Here is a 16986-nt window from a genome sequence, read left to right on the forward strand (position 1 = left end):
CTTTGTCAGCATGCAGGCAATTTTTATGCGTTAGCTTAGCGTGACAACCTCCGCAATAGCAATCCTCGGGTCAGCCCTGTTTGGCCATCTCATGCGCCGCGCGGTATCCCCCCACGCCCTTCACATAAGCCAACAACTCCCCAAAAAACGGATGCCTGCACAGCGTGGACGAATCGCCCACCAGCAGCAGTTTGCGCCGTGCGCGGGTCATGCCCACGTTCATGCGGCGGATGTCAGACAGGAAGCCGATCTCGCCTTGGGGGTTGCTGCGCGTCAAGGTGATGGCAATGATGTCGCGCTCTTGGCCCTGAAACGAATCGACGGTGCCCACGCTGAGTCTGCGTTGCAGCAGCAAGTCGTTCAGCACAGCGCTGTCTTCGATGGCGTCTTTCAAATAATTGATTTGGGCGCGGTACGGCGCAATCACGCCAATGGTGAGCGGGCGCTGATCTGGGTCGGTGGGTTCGCCGAGCGCCAGCAGCTGCGCCAGGCGCTCCAACAGCAAGTGGGCTTCTTCGGGGTTTGCGGTTGAACGGCTTTCGGGAATGGCCAGTTCTTGATAACCGCAGCCCGCCGTGTCGATGAATTCCACTGGCAGGTCGGGTGCAAAGCGTGGGTCATTAAAGCGCGGGTCATAAGCGGCTAGGTCAGCGTCGCGCACGCTGGGGTGCGCCACCAGTTGGCCGCCATAAAACTTCTCGGAGCTGAAGCCCATGATGTGCGCGTGCATGCGGTATTGCACCTTCAGCATGCGTGCCGTGTTAGGTTGGCGCTGGATGCACTTTTCAAACAGGGTTTCGCGCAGGCCTTCGCGGGCGGCTTTTTCGCTTTTCACGGTGGGCGGCAGCTGGTGGTGGTCGCCCGCCAACACCAGGCGCTGGCCCTTGGCAATGGGAATCCAGCAACCCGGCTCCAGGGCCTGAGCGGCTTCGTCGATGAAGACGGTCTCAAAGCCCAGGTGGCGAATATTGCGGTTGCTGGCACCCACCAGCGTGCAGGTGATGACCTGCACCGATTCGAGCACGTCCTCGGTCATGAAGCGCTCTAAATCTTCGGCGGCTTGGCGCAGCGTGCGGGCTTCATCTTTGAGCCATTGGCGGCGCTGTCGCTCTTCAAAACCAAAGTTGCGCACGCGTTCGCTGGCCGTCTCGCGGTGCTGTTCAGCGGTTTGGCGCATGGCGTGCATCTTGGCGTAGCTGGCGTGGGCCATCACCCCGGCATCCAGCGTGTGCTTTAGCAGCAGCTCCGACACGCGGCTGGGGTTGCCCAGGCGGATCACATTCACACCGCACTCGGCCAGCTTTTCGGTCAGCAGGTCCACGGCGGTATTCGAGGGGGCGCACACCAGCACGCGCCGTTCGCGCCGGATGGTTTCCAAAATGGCTTGCACCAGCGTGGTGGTTTTGCCCGTGCCGGGCGGGCCGTGGATGATGGCCACGTCTTGCGCCGTGACCACATGGCGCACAGCGGCCAGTTGCGAGTCGTTGAGCGCACTGGGGTAAAACAGGTCGTCGGCTTGGGGCTCGCGAAAGCGGGCTGCCTGAGCGCCCAGCAACACGTCGCGCAGTTCGGCCAAGCGGTTGCCGTTTGCGGCCATGACCGCGCTCAGGGCCTGGTTCATCTCGCGGTAGCTCACCTCGTCAAAGGTCAGGTCAATGCCCAGCGTGCTGCCGTTTGGGGTGCTTCCGTTTAGATTGCTGCCGTCCCGCACCCAGTCGGGCAGCGCTTCTTTGGTGGTGGCCAGCAACAGCTTGTTGCGCCGCACGCGGGTCACCACGCCACTGACCACAGGCCGGTCAGGCCCCGAATAGCCGGGCGCACTGCTGAACAGCGCGGCAGCCGCCCCCACCTGAAACAAATGCAGGTCTTGCCGATGCGCCGGGCGCTCCAGCTCCAGCACCACCTTGCCGCCAAACCCGATGTCTTCTTGGGTGATGGTGACGGGGTACCAAGTCAGGCCACGCCGACGGCGCTCTTTGATGCTGGCACTGGCGTTTTTGAGCTTGAACTGCGCCTGGTCTTCCTGTTGCTCAAGGTGCATGAGGGCACGCACATGGCGCAACTCGTGTTCAACAGAAAGATGTGCGGTGGGGGTGGGGTCTTGGTCGGCCAAAAGGGAACGCAAAGGGGAAAAAGGGGTGGACGCGACTCTAACCCAATGGGATGGGCTTTAACGCTGCACCTTGTGCGTGACGAATTTCACGAGGCCTTCGCTGGCTTCTTCGATCAAATCAAGCACATGCTCAAAGCCCTGGTCTCCACCGTAGTATGGGTCGGGGATGACCGGGGCCTGCGTGGTGAGCAAAAACTCCGCCAAGCCCCGGATCTTGTGTTGGTGCTGCGCGGGGCATCTTTCTTCCAAGAGGGCGCGGTTGTCCCAATCCATGGTCAAGAGCAAATCAAAGGTTTCAAAGTCACTGTCCACCACTGGCCTGGCCCTTAAGTGCGCCAGCTCGTAGCCTCTTTTGAGCGCATGCTTTTGGCTGCGTTCATCGGGCGGCGCATCGGGGTGAAAGTTGTGTGTGCCTGCCGAGTCCACTTGGACTTTGTGCAAGAGGTTTTGCTCAGCCAGCCGTTTGAAGAAAACAGCCTCGGCTGTGGGGCTTCGGCAGATGTTGCCCATGCAGACAAACAGGATTTTGTAAGCGGTTTCGTTCATGTCGTGCGGGTGCGGGAGGTGGGTTTGTAGGGTCAAAAAACCTGCCCAAAGCTTATGGCAAGCAGCCAGGTGGATGGCACAGGCTTGGGGCTATCCCCCCAATGAGGTCTGGGGAATAGACGCTGGCCATTCAGGCTGCGCAAAATCCAGCGTTGATACGATTTCAGGGCTTATTCATATCAATTGATGATATGAATAGAAGAAAAATCAGATCATCAGCCCTGTTTGACATCGCCCTCTTGGGCAGAGGCAGGCAACCCGAAGACCCGGTCGAAGCACCAGGTGAACGCTATGGCATAGAAGAAAAAGAACGCCAGCAGGCTCAAATTAGCCACCAAGGCAGCGGTGAGCGAAATGTCCAGCCACAGCGACATGACGGGCAAAAGAATGACGACCAAGCCGCCTTCAAAACCAGCCCCTTGGGCCAGCCGCCGGGCAAAGGAGCGGCCACGGACGGATTGGCGCGACTCCCAGCGCTCAAAGAGCCAGTTAAAGACGTAGTTCCACGTCAGCGCAATGCTCGACAACACGACCGCCAATCCCAAGGTGGAAGCGGGCGACTTGTCAAAAGCCACACTCAACACGGGCCCAACCACGGCGATGGCCATGGCCTCGTACAAAAGGGCCTGAAGAACGCGGCGGGTGGTGGGGGTCATGTTGGGGAATGCGGTGAATGCGTTCACTGCCGCGCCGTGCGCACGTTGGGTGGCAACTTGCCCGGGGCGCTGGTGCGCCAGGGGTTGATGTCCAGCCCGCCGCGGCGGGTGTAACGGGCGTACACCGTCAATTGGGTGGGTTTGCAGCGCGTCCAGATGTCCATGAAGATGCGCTCGACGCATTGCTCATGGAACTCGTTGTGGTTGCGATAGCTCACGATGTATTGCAGCAGACCCGCTTGCTCGATCTGTGGGCCGCTGTAGGTGATTTGCACGCTGCCCCAGTCGGGCTGGCCCGTCACAAGGCAATTGCTTTTGAGCAAGTGGCTGACCAGGGTTTCGGTCACAGGCAGCTCTTCGGCGTTGGCGTTCAGCAGATCCGGTGCAGGCTCGTACCGCGTGCACTCAATGTCCATGCGGTCCAGGTTCAGGCCGTCGAGTTCGTGCACGGGTTCGGTGTCAAATTGCTCTTGCAGCAGCAGCTTCACGCCCACGCTGGCCTGCACCGCGCCGCCCTGCCAGATGGCGGCGCTGATATCGCGGCGGATCATGTCGCGCACCGCGTCGGCACTTTCCAGGCGGGTGTTGTTGAAGCTGTTCAGGTACAGCTTGAAGGACTTGCTCTCCACGATGTGCGTGCTCTCGGCGGGCACGGTGATGTGCGCCAGCGCCACCTGTGGCTTGCCTTTGGTATTGAGCCAGGACAGCTCAAACGCGGTCCACAAGTCGGCCCCAAAAAACACGGGCTGGCCGGTGACGCCGATCTCGGCACGTTTGGTGGCACGCGGAATGGGGAACAGCAAACCCGCGTCGTACTGGTCCACATAGGCGCTGGATTTGCCCAGCTGGGATTGTTCAGGGGAGTTCATGCTCATGCTTGCACCTTGCGACGGAACACCAAACGGTCAGGCTCGGACACTTGCGGGTCGTAGGCGTAGCCTTCCAAGGCAAAACCCAGCAGACCTTCAGGGTGGGTGATTTTGTTTTGGATGGCAAACCGCGCCATCAAGCCCCGCGCCCGCTTGGCGTTGAAGCTGATGATTTTGTATTTGCCGCCCTTGAAGTCTTCAAACACACATTCGATCACCCGAGCCTTGAGGGTTTTGCGGTCGACCGATTTGAAGTATTCCTGCGAGGCCAGGTTCACGATGACCGGGGTTTTGTCTTTGGCCAGCTGGGTGTTCAGGTAGTCGGCAATTTGCGGCCCCCAAAACTTGTACAGGTTGTTGCCCTTGTCGGTCTGCAGCGTGGTGCCCATTTCCAGGCGGTAGGGTTGCATCCAGTCCAGCGGGCGCAACACGCCGTACAGGCCGCTCAAAATGCCCACATGGGTTTGCGCCCAGTCCAGGTCTTGCGCGGACAAGGTCTTGGCGTCCAGCCCTTCGTAAACGTCGCCATTAAAAGCCAGCACGGCTTGCTTGGCGTTTTTGGCGGTGAACTTGGGCGTCCAGGCTTCGTAGCGGGCCACGTTCAGGGCCGAAAGCGCGTCCGACAAGTCCATCAGCTCGGCGATTTGCTGGGGCGACTTTTGGCGCAACACCTCGATCAGGGCTTGCGATTGCGGCACGAACTGGGGCAGCGTGTGGGGCACGCCCGCTGCGGGGGTTTCGTAATCCAGAGATTTAGCGGGTGACAATAAGAACAACATGCTCGACATCCTTTACCTGGACGATTATCTCGCCATCGTCAACAAGCCCGCCGGCTGGTTGGTGCATCGCACCCCGTTGGACAGGGGTGAAACCCGCTTTGTGCTGCAAGCACTGCGTGACCAAATAGGGCAGCACGTCTGGCCCGTGCACCGCTTGGACAAAGGCACCAGCGGCGTGCTGCTGTTTGCGCTGAGCGCCGAGGTGGCGCGCACGCTGGGCCAGGCCTTTGAAAGCGGCGATGGTCTGCAAAAAACTTACCGCGCTGTGGTGCGGGGCTGGCCCGCCGATGAGGGCTTGATCGACCACCCCTTAAAGCGCATGCCCGACGACATGCGCACCGAGCGCACCGAAATCCAGCCCGCCCAAAGCCGTTTTGCCACCCTGCGCCACTTTGAGCTACCGCTGCCCCAGCAGGGCTTTGCCAGCACCCGATGTGCCGAAGTGGCGCTGGAACCGCTGACGGGCCGCCGCCACCAACTGCGCCGACACATGAAACACATCGCCCACCCCATCATCGGCGACGCCACGCACGGCAAGGGGCCGCTCAACCGGGCCGTAGCAGATTTGATCGGGCTGCAGCGGCTGTGGTTGCATGCGGAAAGTCTGGAAATGCCTCACCCGGTCACTGGGCAGCTGTTGCGTTTGGTTGCGCCACTGCCTGACGAGTGGGGGCTTTGGGATGCTTTTGCCATACGGGCATCCGGCTGAATTCAGAAAACCTTCGCGACGAGGGCGTCGCTCCTACATGGGTACTGCGCCCCATTTTTGTGGGAGCCCCGCCCTCGGGGCGATAGGTGGCGGTGCACAAGGCTTTTCGCGACGGGGGCGTCGCTCCCACAAGGGTAAATCCCCACAGCAGGGGCGGTTGTCTCCCAACGGATAACGTTCAGCCCGGTTTTCCATAAGATGCCGAACTCGGACGCCATCGTGCGCCAAGCTTTTACAAACCGTGACGACCCATTTCATGAGCCTGCTTTTTTCGCCTTTCACCTTCGAAGCCCCAGCTGGCCCCCTGACTTTGCCCAACCGCATCGTGGTCGCGCCCATGTGCCAGTACTCGGCCGACCAGGGCCAAGCCACCGACTGGCACCTGACGCACTGGACCAATATGCTCAACAGCGGCGCGGGCCTGTTCACCATCGAGGCCACCGCCGTGTCGGCCGTGGGCCGCATCAGCCCCGGTTGTTTGGGCCTGTGGGACGACGCCACGCAAGCGGCGCTGGGTGACAAACTGCACCGCGCCCGCCGCCTGGCCCCGCACATGCCTGTGTGCATCCAGATCAGCCATGCAGGCCGCAAAGCTTCGAGCGCAGCACCTTGGGACGGCGGCATGTTGATCGCACCCGAAAACGGCGGCTGGCAGACTGTGGCGCCAAGCGCCCTGCCCCACTTGCCCCAAGAAACCGCGCCCACAGAGTTGAGCTTGGCGGACATCGCACAAATCAAGGCCGACTTCGTCAACACCGCCAAGCGCAGCCACGAACTGGGCATCGAGGCGGTGGAACTGCACGCCGCGCACGGCTATTTGTTGCACCAGTTTTTGTCGCCTTTGTCTAACCAGCGAACTGACCAATACGGCGGCTCGTTTGAAAACCGTATCCGCTTTCCGCTGGAAGTCTTCAAAGCCGTGCGCGAAGCCTTTGGCGGCACGCTGGGCATGCGTATCTCGGGCACCGACTGGGTGGACGGCGGCTGGACGGTCGAAGAAACCGCAGAACTGTCCGTGCAGCTCAAGCAAGCCGGGGCGCAGTTCGTGCATATCTCCTCGGGCGGTGTCTCGCCCCTGCAAAAAATTACCTTAGGTCCCGAGTACCAAGTGCACTTGGCCAAAGCGGTCAAAGAGGCATCGGACCTGACCACCATTGCCGTGGGTCTGATCACCGAGCCTGCTCAGGCCGAAGCCGTGCTGCAGCGTGGCGACGCCGACTTGGTGGCGCTGGCCCGTAGCTTTTTGTACAAGCCCCGTTGGGGCTGGGAAGCGGCCGTGACCTTGGGCGGCACGGTCGACTCACAACACCAGTACTGGCGCAGCCTGCCCCGCGAAGCCAAAAACATTTTCAACGACGCCAAGATTGGCATGCGCTAATTTACACACCCTTTAAAAAGAGACAAACATGAACACACGTCGCAAAGTTTCCAAACTGCTCGCATTGGCCGCCCTTTGCGCCCCCCTGGCCTTGATGGCGCAAGCCTTCCCCAGCAAGCCCATCACCTTGGTCGTGCCCGTGCCGCCCGGTGGCTTGGTCGACACCTCGGCCCGCTTGATTTCTGAGCCTTTGGGCCGCTTGATCGGCCAGTCCATCGTGGTGGAAAACAAAGGCGGCGCCAGTGGCAACTTGGCTTACCAACAAGTGGCGCGTGCGCACAAAGACGGTCACACGCTGCTGGTGTCTTACTCGGGTTACCACGTCGCCAACCCCATCTTGATGACCAAGCTGCCTTGGGAACTGAAGGACCTGACGCCCGTGGGCCTGATCACCGTAGCCACCAACGTGGTGGCGGTGCACCCCTCGGTGCCAGCCAACAACATGAAAGAGTTCATTGCTTACGCCAAGCAAAACCCGGGCAAGCTGAACTATGCATCGCAGGGCAACGGCTCCGTCTCGCACATCGGCACCGAAATCTTCAAACAGCAAACCGGGGTGAACCTGGTGCATGTGCCCTACAAGGGTTCGGGCCAAGCCATTGCCGATGTGTTGGGCGGGCAAGTGCAAGTCTTCATGACCACACCGCCTTCGGTGATGCAGCACATCCAGGGCGGCAAGCTCAAGGCCCTGGCCGTCACGGGCAAAAAGCGCCACGCAGGCATGCCCCAAGTACCCACCATGGCCGAAGCCGGTTACCCCAACTTTGACCTCGAATCGTGGGTGGCTTTGTACGCCCCAGCGGGCACACCACCTGCCGTGGTGACCCAATTGGCCGACGCCGTGAAGCGCAGCCTGGACTTGCCCGAGAGCAAACAACGCGCCGATGCTGCTGGCATTGAAGTGCGCTTTGTCGCCCCCACCGAAATGACCAAAATTTTGGACCGCGACATCGCCGACTGGACGCAAGCCATCAAGGCCGCCAACATCAAGTTGGACTGAGCACCAGACATCAAAAAGCCGGAGTGGGCCTTGCGGCCTGCTCCGGCTTTTTTGTGGGCTGAACGCAGTCGTTTACTTGAGATCGCCCGCCAAACTGGCCAGGGTGTCAGCAGCGATATCGAGGTGAGAGGGGTAGTGGGTATGGTCGCAACCCATCTTGACGCCAGCGCCCGCCTTCACGGCCGCGCACATGACGGGGGTGAGTTCAAAGCGCACAAAGTGCACCGCTGAGGTTTTTTCTTCAGTCTCGCGGTCCAGGTCTTCGTCGGCAATGGCGTACACGCGGGCATGGCCCTCGACTTCGACAAACATGCGGTCTTCCACGCCGATCAGCTTGGCCAGCTCGCGCTTGCGCTCGTTGATGTCGACGTACTCGATCATCATGGTGGCCTTCCAGTTGCTGCCGTCTGGCACCAGCGGGGCATAGGCCTCGATCTCTTGCAGGATGCCTTCTTCTTCGAAGACTTTTTCGATGCGCAGCATTTCCTGAATTTGATAGCGGATGGTGGTTTCGCTCTCAAACTGCACGTTGATGTGTTCACCCAACTGTACGCTGCGCAGCTTGCGGTGGGCGATCACCTCGGGCTTGTGGACCTTGCGCCACTTGGTGTACGCCTCCAAAGACATCAGGGTCTCGGGCGTGATTTTTCCGGTCAGTTGCATGGCGGTTTTCCTTATTTGAGACCGTAGGCTTTGCGCACCAGGGTCAAGGGGTGGTTCAGTTCTGGAGCGCCCAAACCGTTGACCTCAAAGCCTTGGGCAATGTGGTGGCCGCCCAGCGGGCAGTCCGAGCTGATGAAGTCGGGTTTGGAGCCGTCTTTCATGGTGGCCATGGCCTTGAACACGGGTTTGCCGATTTTCATGGCCATGTCGTGCGAGCCTTTTTTGACGCCGTAGGTGCCAGCGTGGCCCGAGCAACGCTCGATGGTGTTGATCTCGGTGTCCGGGATCATCTTGAGCATTTCCTCGGTTTTTTTACCGATGTTCTGCACCCGGCCGTGGCAAGGAATTTGGTAGCTCACATTGCCCAAGGCTTGCGGGAATTCGGTCTTGAGCAAGCCGTCGCGCTTACGGGCCATGAAGTATTCGAACGGGTCCCACATGGCTTCTTTGACCAACTGAGTGTCGGCGCAATCGGGGAACATCAGCGGGATTTCCTGCTTGAACATCAAGGCGCAGCTGGGCACCGCCGCGATGATGGCGTAGCCGTCTTTAGCGTATTGGGCCAACACCGGAATGTTGGCTTCTTTGGAGTCCTTGACCGAGTCCAAATCGCCCAACTCCAGCTTGGGCATGCCGCAGCACTTTTCTTTCTCAACCAGCACATAAGGAATGGCGTTGTGGTCCAGGATTTTGAGCAAGTCGTGGCCAATGCCGGGCTCGTTGTAGTTGATGTAGCAAGTGGAATAAATCGCCACTTTGCCCGGTGTTTTCTCGCCGTCCACCACTTTGACCGACTGGGCATCCGGGGCACTGGATCGGAACTTTTGGGTGGCCAAGGAAGGCAGCCAAGCGTTTTTGTCCACGCCCGCCACGCTTTCCATGATGCTGCGAGCAGCTTCGGTTTTGTTGATGGCGTTGATGGCTTGCACCACGATCGGGATGCCTGCAAACGAGCCGTGTGTGTCGGTGGAAGCCAAGAACTTTTCGGCAGCGCCCACTTCGCCTTTTTTGAACTTGATGGCCTTGGCCCGCAGCATGGTGTGCGGGAAGTCCAGGTTCCACTCGTGCGGCGGGGTGTAGGGGCACTTGGTCATGTAGCACAGGTCACACATGAAGCACTGGTCCACCACTTTCCAGTAGTCCTTCTTGTCGACGCCATCGACTTCCATGGTGCTGGACTCATCCACCAAGTCAAACAAAGTGGGGAAAGAGTTGCACAGGCTCACACAGCGGCGGCAACCGTGGCAAATGTCAAAAATGCGCTCAAGCTCGTCAAAGCATTTTTCTTCGTTATAAAAGTCGGGGCCCTCCCAGCCGAGGGCGTGTCGTGTGGGGGCTTCGAGGTTGCCTTCTTTGGCCATGTTGTGCTCCTGTATTTTTTTGTTTTGGGTTTGCCTGAGAACTCTGCTTTTTGAAAGTTCTGAGAAAAACCCGCTGCACGGGGCCGTGCAGCAGGCCGAATCACCGGGGATCAATCCACCAGTTCGTTCAGGGCTTTCTGGTAACGGTTGGCGTGTGAACGCTCAGCCTTGGCCAGGGTCTCGAACCAGTCGGCGATTTCGTCAAAACCTTCTTCGCGAGCGGTTTTGGCCATGCCGGGGTACATGTCGGTGTACTCGTGGGTTTCGCCAGCCACAGCCGAAGCCAGGTTGTCGCGGGTCGAGCCGATGGGCATGCCGGTTGCTGGGTCGCCGGATTGCTCCAGGAATTCCAGGTGGCCGTGGGCGTGACCGGTTTCACCTTCGGCGGTGGAACGGAACAGCGCTGCCACGTCGTTCTGACCTTCAACGTCAGCTTTGTTCGCGAAGTACAGATAGCGACGGTTGGCCTGGGATTCGCCTGCGAAGGCGTCTTTCAGGCATTGTTCCGTGCGCGAGCCTTTGAGTGCTGCCATGGGTATCTCCTTGTGGGTTTTACGTTGATTGCCCTGACAAAATTGCCAGAGACCCAACAGATTAGTCTTTTAAATGCGGAACGCCCAATTAATTGATGCAATTCCCGTCATTTATCGAAACTATCAGCACATCGGGCTGTATCTGACACAAGATGTTCAAAGGGGGCTAGGTAAAATCACTTCATTAGGACGCTGATCGTCCTGAGCGGCCTCTTTTTGAGCAGCCGTTCTCATTTTTGAAAAGACCCCCGCCATGAGCAACGCCCCAGCCACCCCAGTCCAACAACCCGGACTTGAGAGCCTGTCCAAATCGTTCGAGCCCGCAGCCCTTGAAGCCCATTGGGGCCCCGAGTGGGAAAAACGCGGTTACGGCGTGGCTGGTTTTCGAGGCACACAAGCGCCTAAAGACGGTGCGCCAGCGTTCGCCATTCAGCTGCCGCCCCCCAACGTGACCGGCACGCTGCACATGGGCCACGCGTTCAACCAGACCATCATGGACTCGTTGACCCGCTACCACCGCATGTTGGGTCACAACACCGCCTGGATTCCGGGCACCGACCACGCGGGCATCGCCACCCAAATCGTGGTGGAGCGCCAGCTGCAAGCCAAAGGCATCAGCCGCCACGACATGGGCCCCACACCTGCCGAAGCCCGCAAGAACTTTGTGAGCAAGGTTTGGGAGTGGAAAGAAGAGTCCGGCAGCACCATCACCAGCCAGATGCGCCGCATGGGCGACAGCGTGGATTGGAGCCGCGAATACTTCACGATGGACCCCAAGCTGTCCAAGACCGTGACCGAAACCTTTGTGCAGCTGTATGAACAAGGCCTGATCTACCGTGGCAAGCGCTTGGTCAACTGGGACCCGGTGCTCCAAAGCGCGGTGTCCGATCTGGAAGTGGAAAGCGCCGAAGAAGACGGCTCGATGTGGCACATCCGCTATGACTTGGCCGATGGTTCAGGCAGCCTGACCGTGGCGACCACCCGACCCGAAACCCTGCTGGGCGACGTGGCTGTGATGGTGCACCCCGAAGACGAGCGCTACAAACACCTGATTGGTCAACAGGTCAACCTGCCTTTGTGCGGCCGCACCATTCCTGTGATCGCTGACGACTACGTGGACAAAGACTTCGGCACCGGCGTGGTGAAGGTCACGCCCGCGCACGACACCAATGACTACCAAGTCGGCCAGCGCCACAAGCTGGACATGATCTGCGTGCTGAACCTGGACGCCACGATCAACACCAATGCGCCAGAAAAGTACCAAGGCCTGGACCGCTTTGTGGCCCGCAAGGCCATGGTGGCCGACCTCGAAGCTGCAGGCGCTTTGGTGGAAGTCAAGAAACACAAACTGATGGTGCCCCGCTGTGCCCGCACGGGCCAGGTGATTGAGCCCATGCTGACCGACCAGTGGTTTGTGGCCATGAACCAAGTCGGCCAAGGCGACGCCACCGGCAAGAGCATTGCCCAAAAAGCCATCGACGCGGTGCAGTCTGGCGAAGTGAGCTTTGTGCCCGAGAACTGGGTGAACACCTACAACCAGTGGATGAACAACATCACCGACTGGTGCATCTCGCGTCAGCTGTGGTGGGGCCATCAGATTCCAGCTTGGTACGACGAAGACGGCAAGGTGTATGTGGCCCGCAACGAAGACGAAGCGCAGGCCCAAGCCCCCGGCAAAACACTCAAGCGCGACGAAGACGTGCTCGACACTTGGTATTCCAGCGCCTTGGTGCCGTTCAGCACCATGGGCTGGGGCAACGACGAAAACACAAGCAACGCAGCTGGCGAGAGTGCAGGAGCCGGACGCAGCGACATGGCGAGCGAAGCGAGTGGGAGCAAGACCGGTTCCGGCACGCTCGCCAGCGGAACAGACTACGACCTCTACCTGCCTTCCTCCGTCTTGGTGACAGGCTACGACATCATCTTCTTCTGGGTCGCCCGGATGATCATGATGACCACCCACTTCACCGGCAAAGTGCCCTTCAAACACGTCTACATCCACGGCCTGGTGCTCGATGCCCAAGGCAAGAAGATGAGCAAGTCCGAAGGCAACGTGCTTGACCCGGTCGACCTGATCGACGGCATCACGCTGGAGCCTTTGCTCGACAAACGCACGCAAGGCCTGCGCAAGCCCGAGACCGCCCCCAAGGTGCGCAAGCAAACCGAAAAAGAGTTCCCCGAAGGCATCCCGGCCTACGGTGCCGATGCGCTGCGCTTCACATTTGCGGCGCTCGCATCTCTTGGCCGCAGCATCAACTTTGACAGCAAGCGCTGCGAGGGTTACCGCAACTTCTGCAACAAGCTGTGGAACGCCACCCGCTTCGTACTGATGAACTGCGAAGGCCAAGACTGCGGCTTGAAAAATCACACCAAAGCCGAATGCCAACCGGGTGGTCCGGCGCACGGCTACATGAACTTCAGCCAAGCCGACCGCTGGATCAGCTCTCAGCTGCAACGCGTCGAGGCCGACGTGGCCAAAGGCTTTGCCGAGTACCGCTTGGACAACGTGGCCAACACGATCTATGACTTTGTCTGGAACGAGTTCTGCGACTGGTACCTCGAAATTGCCAAGGTGCAGATCAACATCGGCAACGACTCACAAAAACGGGCGACTCGCCGCACCCTGATTCGCACACTCGAAGCCATCATGCGCCTGGCGCACCCCATCATTCCTTTCATCACCGAAGAGCTCTGGCAAAAAGTGTCGGTGGTCGCGGGTCTTCCGGGTGAGTCGGTCAGCATTGCGGCCTACCCCGTGAGCCAGCCCGAACGTATCGACTTGGATGCCGAAGCCCATGTGGCGAAACTCAAGACGCTGGTCGACGCCTGCCGCAACCTGCGCGGCGAGATGAACGTCTCGCCCGCCACCCGCATGCCCATGTATGTGCTGGGCGACACCGCTTACATGCAAAGCGTGGCACCGGTTTTGCAATCGCTGGCCAAACTGAGCGAAGTCAAGGTGTTTGAAACCGAAGCCGAATGGATTGCCGCTGCACAAGCCGCACCCGTGGCCGTGGTGGGCGAAGCGCGCCTGTGCCTGTTCATCGAAGTCGATGCCGCCGCAGAAAAAATTCGTTTGACTAAAGAAGCTGCTCGCTTGGAAGGCGAAATCACCAAGGCCAATGCCAAACTCGGCAATGAGGCCTTTGTGTCCAAAGCCCCGCAAGCCGTGCTCGACGAAACCAAAAAGCGCGTGGCCGACTTCGGCGCCACACTCGACAAAATCCGCCAGCAACTGCAACGCATGGGCTAAAGCCCTGCTTCGACAAGGAATCGACCGTGAGCCACAACGTCATCCGCAAAGCCGTGTTCCCCGTCGCGGGCCTCGGCACCCGTTTTTTGCCCGCCACCAAAGCGGCACCCAAAGAGATGCTGCCCGTGGTGGACAAACCGCTGATCCAGTACGCAGTCGAAGAAGCCTACAGCGCGGGTGTGCGTCACATGATCTTTGTCACGGGTCGCAGCAAGCGCGCCATCGAGGACCACTTTGACACCGCCTACGAGCTCGAAAACGAACTGGAGGCAGCGCACAAAGACGAACTGTTGGCCTTGGTCCGCTCGGTGCAACCCGACGACATGGTCTGTGCGTATGTGCGTCAGCCCCGTTCGCTGGGCTTAGGCCATGCGGTGTTGTGCGCCGAAGCCATGGTGGGCAATGAACCTTTTGCAGTGCTGCTGGCCGACGACCTGATGGTCGGCATGCAAGGTGGCCCCTCGGTTTTGAGCCAGATGGTGTCTGCGTACACCCAACAAGGCCGCTCGATTTTGGCGGTGCAAGAAGTGCCTTTGGCGCAGGTCAAACGCTACGGCATCGTGGCCGGTGAACCCGCAGGCAAACAGCTCATTCGGGTAGAGCAGATCGTGGAAAAGCCCAGTCCAGACCAAGCGCCTTCACGCATGGGTGTGGCGGGCCGCTACATTTTGACGCCGGGCATTTTTGAAGAGATCCGCAACCAACCCACAGGCGTGGGGGGCGAGATTCAGTTGACCGATGCCATTGCTCGCCTGATGCAGCGCGAAGCGGTGTACGCCTTTCAATACCAAGGCAAACGCTACGACTGCGGCAGCAAAGAGGGCTTTTTGGAGGCCACTGTCGAGCTGGCCTTGCAGCACCCACAGGTGGGCGAGTCGTTCCGCGAATACCTCAAAGGCCTGAGCCTCTGATCAACGGCGCTTGAGAGCAAAGACGAAGTGCGCTTCTGTCTTTTCCTGCAAGACCAATTCATGGCCTGTTTGTTTGGCAAAGGCCTCAAAATCGCGTGAAGCACCAGGGTCTGTCGCGATCACCTTGAGCACCTGGCCACTGACCATGTCGTTCAATGCCTTTTTGGCCTTCAGGATGGGCAAAGGGCAGTTCAAGCCGCTGGTGTCAATTTCTTTGTCAATCTGCATCATGACTCCTGATTCTGCTCTTGGCTTTGCGCGGCACGCTCTTCCCATGACATGAATTTTGGCTCGATGCCGATGGTGCGCAACCAGTCGCCCAAGGCATAGCCTGTGCCCGCTGGCCAGCAAATCAAATCTTTGAAATCAAACATCTTGTGCTCAGCCAACTCGGGCGACAAACGCACCTCGCCTTCGGCGACTGCATGGTAGGCAATGATGACTTGGTTCATGCGCTGGAAGTCGTACACACCAATCAGCTTGAGCGCCGTAACTTTTAGATTGGTTTCCTCGGCAATCTCACGCGTGATGCCTTCTTCGGGGGTCTCGCCCGCCTCCATAAATCCGGTGATCAGCGCAAACCTGCGTCCTGGCCATGCGGCATTGCGGGCCAACAAAATTTGGTCACCCACTTGCACGATACCCGCCAGCACTGGCGTTGGGTTGTTCCAGTGTGTGAAGTCGCACGCCGTACAACGCAGGCGCATGGTCTCGCCTCCGTCTTCCATTTGTGAAACCCACGCAAGAGGGCTGGCGCACTGGGGGCAAAAACGGTATTCAGCCATTCAAACAACTCCGATTAAGCGGGAAAAACACCCGTCGACAAATAACGGTCACCGCGATCGCACACGATGAAAACGATGGTGGCGTTTTGCGCTGTCTTGGCCACTTGCTGGGCCACCCAGCAAGCGCCAGCAGCCGAAATGCCCGCAAAAATGCCTTCAGAGCGCGCCATCTGACGGCATGTCTCCTCGGCATCGGTCTGGCTGACATACATCAGCTCATCCACATGGCTCGGGTCGTAAATCTTGGGCAGGTATTCCTCCGGCCATTTACGGATGCCCGGAATGCGAGAACCTTCACTGGGCTGAGCGCCAATGATGCGAATGGCTGGGTTCTTTTCTTTCAAAAAGCGCGACACGCCCGTGATGGTGCCGGTGGTGCCCATGGCGCTCACAAAGTGGGTCACCTTGCCGCCCGTCTGCTCCCAGATCTCTGGGCCAGTGGTTTCGTAATGGATGCGCGGGTTGTCGGCATTGGCAAATTGGTCCAGGATGCGGCCCTTGCCCTGCACGGCCATGTTGTCGGCCAAATCGCGGGCGTATTCCATGCCCCCGCTCTTGGGCGTGAGGATCAGCTCGGCGCCAAAAGCCTTCATGGTCTGTGCACGCTCAATGGACAAATCTTCGGGCATGATCAAAATCATGCGGTAGCCCTTGATGGCCGCGGCCATGGCCAAGGCAATGCCGGTGTTGCCCGAGGTGGCCTCGATCAGGGTGTCACCCGGTTTGATCTCGCCGCGTTCTTCGGCCCGTCGAATCATCGACAAAGCCGGGCGATCTTTGACAGAACCTGCCGGGTTGTTGCCCTCCAGCTTGCCCAAAATCACGTTGTTTCGAGCGGCCGTGTCGGTTGCGCCCAAACGCTGCAAAGCCACCAAAGGTGTTTTGCCGATCGCATCTTCAATGGTTGGATAAATCATCCCAATAATGTGCCATAATTCATATCTTCACGAATACCTGCCCGGGTGGTGAAATTGGTAGACTCAGGGGACTCAAAATCCCCCGCCGCAAGGCGTGCCGGTTCGAGTCCGGCCCCGGGCACCACTGCTAAGTTCGTCAAAGTACGACGAAATACAAAAAGCCCTTTGCTTTCAACAGCTTAGGGCTTTTTTGTTGTCCGGTACTGTCCGAGACAGTCCGAATTAAAACGCCTCAAACCAGCCACTTTTGCAGTCTTTGCTGAAGTAACTTTTCAAAATGAGAGCTGCCGCAAAAAAGTTACTGCATCACATCCTTCAACAGCTGTGACACACGAAATGGCAACACAGAGCTATGAGATTGATCAAAAGCGACCGGACTATCCAAGCGCTGAAACCCCCGCAAGGTGTTGCTCTTGCTGATGGGTTCCAGGTGATGAATGTTGATCAGGCTGAATAGCGCCTGCGCCATAAAACATGGCTTGATTTCAATCAAAATAGACATTTATCAATAAT

17 protein-coding genes and 1 tRNA gene are annotated in these 16986 nt (G+C 59.0%); 6 read left to right on the forward strand and 12 right to left on the reverse strand.

Annotated features, from left to right (window positions below):
- Window positions 1–70 precede the first annotated feature (70 nt).
- The 5 genes from B9Z40_RS03490 to yaaA form a co-directional block, all read right to left on the reverse strand.
- Window positions 71–2125, reverse strand: a complete 2055-nt coding sequence (locus tag B9Z40_RS03490) for an AAA domain-containing protein (RefSeq protein ID WP_233204769.1) — start codon at window positions 2123–2125, stop codon at window positions 71–73.
- Between the two features lie 45 nt (window positions 2126–2170).
- Window positions 2171–2659 (reverse strand): low molecular weight protein-tyrosine-phosphatase, encoded by a 489-nt coding sequence (locus B9Z40_RS03495; protein WP_100171904.1) that lies wholly within the window; start codon window positions 2657–2659, stop codon window positions 2171–2173.
- Between the two features lie 215 nt (window positions 2660–2874).
- A complete protein-coding gene (locus tag B9Z40_RS03500) occupies window positions 2875–3315 on the reverse strand; it encodes a PACE efflux transporter (RefSeq protein ID WP_100171905.1) in 441 nt (146 codons plus the stop codon).
- A gap of 23 nt (window positions 3316–3338) precedes the next feature.
- Complete coding sequence (gene queF, locus B9Z40_RS03505; RefSeq protein ID WP_100172895.1) at window positions 3339–4184, reverse strand: NADPH-dependent 7-cyano-7-deazaguanine reductase QueF; 846 nt, start codon at window positions 4182–4184, stop codon at window positions 3339–3341.
- Between the two features lie 2 nt (window positions 4185–4186).
- Window positions 4187–4963 carry a peroxide stress protein YaaA gene (gene yaaA / locus B9Z40_RS03510; protein ID WP_199172482.1) on the reverse strand — a complete coding sequence of 259 codons (777 nt, stop codon included), beginning with the start codon at window positions 4961–4963 and terminating at the stop codon, window positions 4187–4189.
- On the opposite strand from yaaA, the gene B9Z40_RS03515 reads away from it, so the two are divergent.
- The 3 genes from B9Z40_RS03515 to B9Z40_RS03530 all read left to right on the forward strand — a co-directional run bounded on the left by B9Z40_RS03515 (window position 4962) and on the right by B9Z40_RS03530 (window position 8050).
- Window positions 4962–5672, forward strand: a complete 711-nt coding sequence (locus B9Z40_RS03515; RefSeq protein WP_100171907.1) for a pseudouridine synthase — start codon at window positions 4962–4964, stop codon at window positions 5670–5672. The genes yaaA and B9Z40_RS03515 overlap by 2 nt on opposite strands.
- A gap of 256 nt (window positions 5673–5928) precedes the next feature.
- Complete coding sequence (locus tag B9Z40_RS03525; protein ID WP_100171909.1) at window positions 5929–7050, forward strand: NADH:flavin oxidoreductase/NADH oxidase; 1122 nt, start codon at window positions 5929–5931, stop codon at window positions 7048–7050.
- A gap of 28 nt (window positions 7051–7078) precedes the next feature.
- Window positions 7079–8050 (forward strand): tripartite tricarboxylate transporter substrate binding protein, encoded by a 972-nt coding sequence (locus B9Z40_RS03530; protein ID WP_100171910.1) that lies wholly within the window; start codon window positions 7079–7081, stop codon window positions 8048–8050.
- Between the two features lie 72 nt (window positions 8051–8122).
- Here B9Z40_RS03530 and B9Z40_RS03535 read toward each other — a convergent pair whose 3' ends face one another.
- The 3 genes from B9Z40_RS03535 to B9Z40_RS03545 form a co-directional block, all read right to left on the reverse strand.
- Window positions 8123–8713 carry a DUF3501 family protein gene (locus B9Z40_RS03535; RefSeq protein WP_100171911.1) on the reverse strand — a complete coding sequence of 197 codons (591 nt, stop codon included), beginning with the start codon at window positions 8711–8713 and terminating at the stop codon, window positions 8123–8125.
- An 11-nt stretch (window positions 8714–8724) separates the two neighbouring features.
- On the reverse strand, window positions 8725–10074 hold the full coding sequence (locus tag B9Z40_RS03540; protein ID WP_100171912.1) for a (Fe-S)-binding protein: 1350 nt from the start codon (window positions 10072–10074) through the stop codon (window positions 8725–8727).
- 110 nt (window positions 10075–10184) lie between these two features.
- The gene (locus tag B9Z40_RS03545; protein WP_062408037.1) at window positions 10185–10607 is read right to left on the reverse strand and encodes a rubrerythrin family protein; all 423 of its coding nucleotides are present in this window, start codon (window positions 10605–10607) and stop codon (window positions 10185–10187) included.
- Between the two features lie 253 nt (window positions 10608–10860).
- Here B9Z40_RS03545 and B9Z40_RS03550 point away from each other — a divergent pair, with 253 nt between their 5' ends.
- The gene (locus B9Z40_RS03550) at window positions 10861–13860 is read left to right on the forward strand and encodes a valine--tRNA ligase (protein ID WP_100171913.1); all 3000 of its coding nucleotides are present in this window, start codon (window positions 10861–10863) and stop codon (window positions 13858–13860) included.
- Between the two features lie 26 nt (window positions 13861–13886).
- A complete protein-coding gene (gene galU, locus B9Z40_RS03555) occupies window positions 13887–14771 on the forward strand; it encodes a UTP--glucose-1-phosphate uridylyltransferase GalU (RefSeq protein WP_100171914.1) in 885 nt (294 codons plus the stop codon).
- On the opposite strand, the gene B9Z40_RS03560 is transcribed toward galU, so the two are convergent.
- The 3 genes from B9Z40_RS03560 to cysM are packed head-to-tail and all read right to left on the reverse strand — an operon-like array spanning window position 14772 to window position 16473.
- Complete coding sequence (locus B9Z40_RS03560) at window positions 14772–14999, reverse strand: sulfurtransferase TusA family protein (protein ID WP_199172483.1); 228 nt, start codon at window positions 14997–14999, stop codon at window positions 14772–14774. It lies immediately after the preceding gene.
- Complete coding sequence (locus tag B9Z40_RS03565; RefSeq protein ID WP_100171916.1) at window positions 14999–15556, reverse strand: NUDIX domain-containing protein; 558 nt, start codon at window positions 15554–15556, stop codon at window positions 14999–15001. Before B9Z40_RS03565 ends, B9Z40_RS03560 begins: the two co-directional genes overlap by 1 nt.
- Before the next feature lie 14 nt (window positions 15557–15570).
- Entirely contained in the window at window positions 15571–16473 is a 903-nt protein-coding gene (cysM, locus tag B9Z40_RS03570) for a cysteine synthase CysM (RefSeq protein WP_100171917.1), read from the reverse strand.
- A 39-nt stretch (window positions 16474–16512) separates the two neighbouring features.
- On the opposite strand from cysM, the gene B9Z40_RS03575 reads away from it, so the two are divergent.
- Window positions 16513–16597 (forward strand) — tRNA-Leu (locus tag B9Z40_RS03575).
- A gap of 174 nt (window positions 16598–16771) precedes the next feature.
- Here B9Z40_RS03575 and B9Z40_RS17040 read toward each other — a convergent pair.
- The gene (locus tag B9Z40_RS17040; protein WP_143473920.1) at window positions 16772–16975 is read right to left on the reverse strand and encodes a hypothetical protein; all 204 of its coding nucleotides are present in this window, start codon (window positions 16973–16975) and stop codon (window positions 16772–16774) included.
- Window positions 16976–16986 lie beyond the last annotated feature (11 nt).

Origin of the sequence: Limnohabitans sp. 15K (genome assembly GCF_002778285.1) — a bacterium.
Classification (GTDB): Bacteria; Pseudomonadota; Gammaproteobacteria; order Burkholderiales; family Burkholderiaceae_C; genus Limnohabitans_A.

Coding starts and splice junctions, on each gene's coding strand:
- B9Z40_RS03495 (WP_100171904.1), bottom strand. CDS start 2,659: ATGAACGAAACCGCTTACAAAATCCTGTTTGTCTGCATGGGCAACATC.
- B9Z40_RS03500 (WP_100171905.1), bottom strand. CDS start 3,315: ATGACCCCCACCACCCGCCGCGTTCTTCAGGCCCTTTTGTACGAGGCC.
- queF (WP_100172895.1), bottom strand. CDS start 4,184: ATGAACTCCCCTGAACAATCCCAGCTGGGCAAATCCAGCGCCTATGTG.
- B9Z40_RS03515 (WP_100171907.1), top strand. CDS start 4,962: ATGCTCGACATCCTTTACCTGGACGATTATCTCGCCATCGTCAACAAG.
- yaaA (WP_199172482.1), bottom strand. CDS start 4,963: ATGTTGTTCTTATTGTCACCCGCTAAATCTCTGGATTACGAAACCCCC.
- B9Z40_RS03525 (WP_100171909.1), top strand. CDS start 5,929: ATGAGCCTGCTTTTTTCGCCTTTCACCTTCGAAGCCCCAGCTGGCCCC.
- B9Z40_RS03530 (WP_100171910.1), top strand. CDS start 7,079: ATGAACACACGTCGCAAAGTTTCCAAACTGCTCGCATTGGCCGCCCTT.
- B9Z40_RS03535 (WP_100171911.1), bottom strand. CDS start 8,713: ATGCAACTGACCGGAAAAATCACGCCCGAGACCCTGATGTCTTTGGAG.
- B9Z40_RS03540 (WP_100171912.1), bottom strand. CDS start 10,074: ATGGCCAAAGAAGGCAACCTCGAAGCCCCCACACGACACGCCCTCGGC.
- B9Z40_RS03545 (WP_062408037.1), bottom strand. CDS start 10,607: ATGGCAGCACTCAAAGGCTCGCGCACGGAACAATGCCTGAAAGACGCC.
- B9Z40_RS03550 (WP_100171913.1), top strand. CDS start 10,861: ATGAGCAACGCCCCAGCCACCCCAGTCCAACAACCCGGACTTGAGAGC.
- B9Z40_RS03560 (WP_199172483.1), bottom strand. CDS start 14,999: ATGCAGATTGACAAAGAAATTGACACCAGCGGCTTGAACTGCCCTTTG.
- B9Z40_RS03565 (WP_100171916.1), bottom strand. CDS start 15,556: ATGGCTGAATACCGTTTTTGCCCCCAGTGCGCCAGCCCTCTTGCGTGG.
- cysM (WP_100171917.1), bottom strand. CDS start 16,473: ATGATTTATCCAACCATTGAAGATGCGATCGGCAAAACACCTTTGGTG.
- B9Z40_RS17040 (WP_143473920.1), bottom strand. CDS start 16,975: ATGTCTATTTTGATTGAAATCAAGCCATGTTTTATGGCGCAGGCGCTA.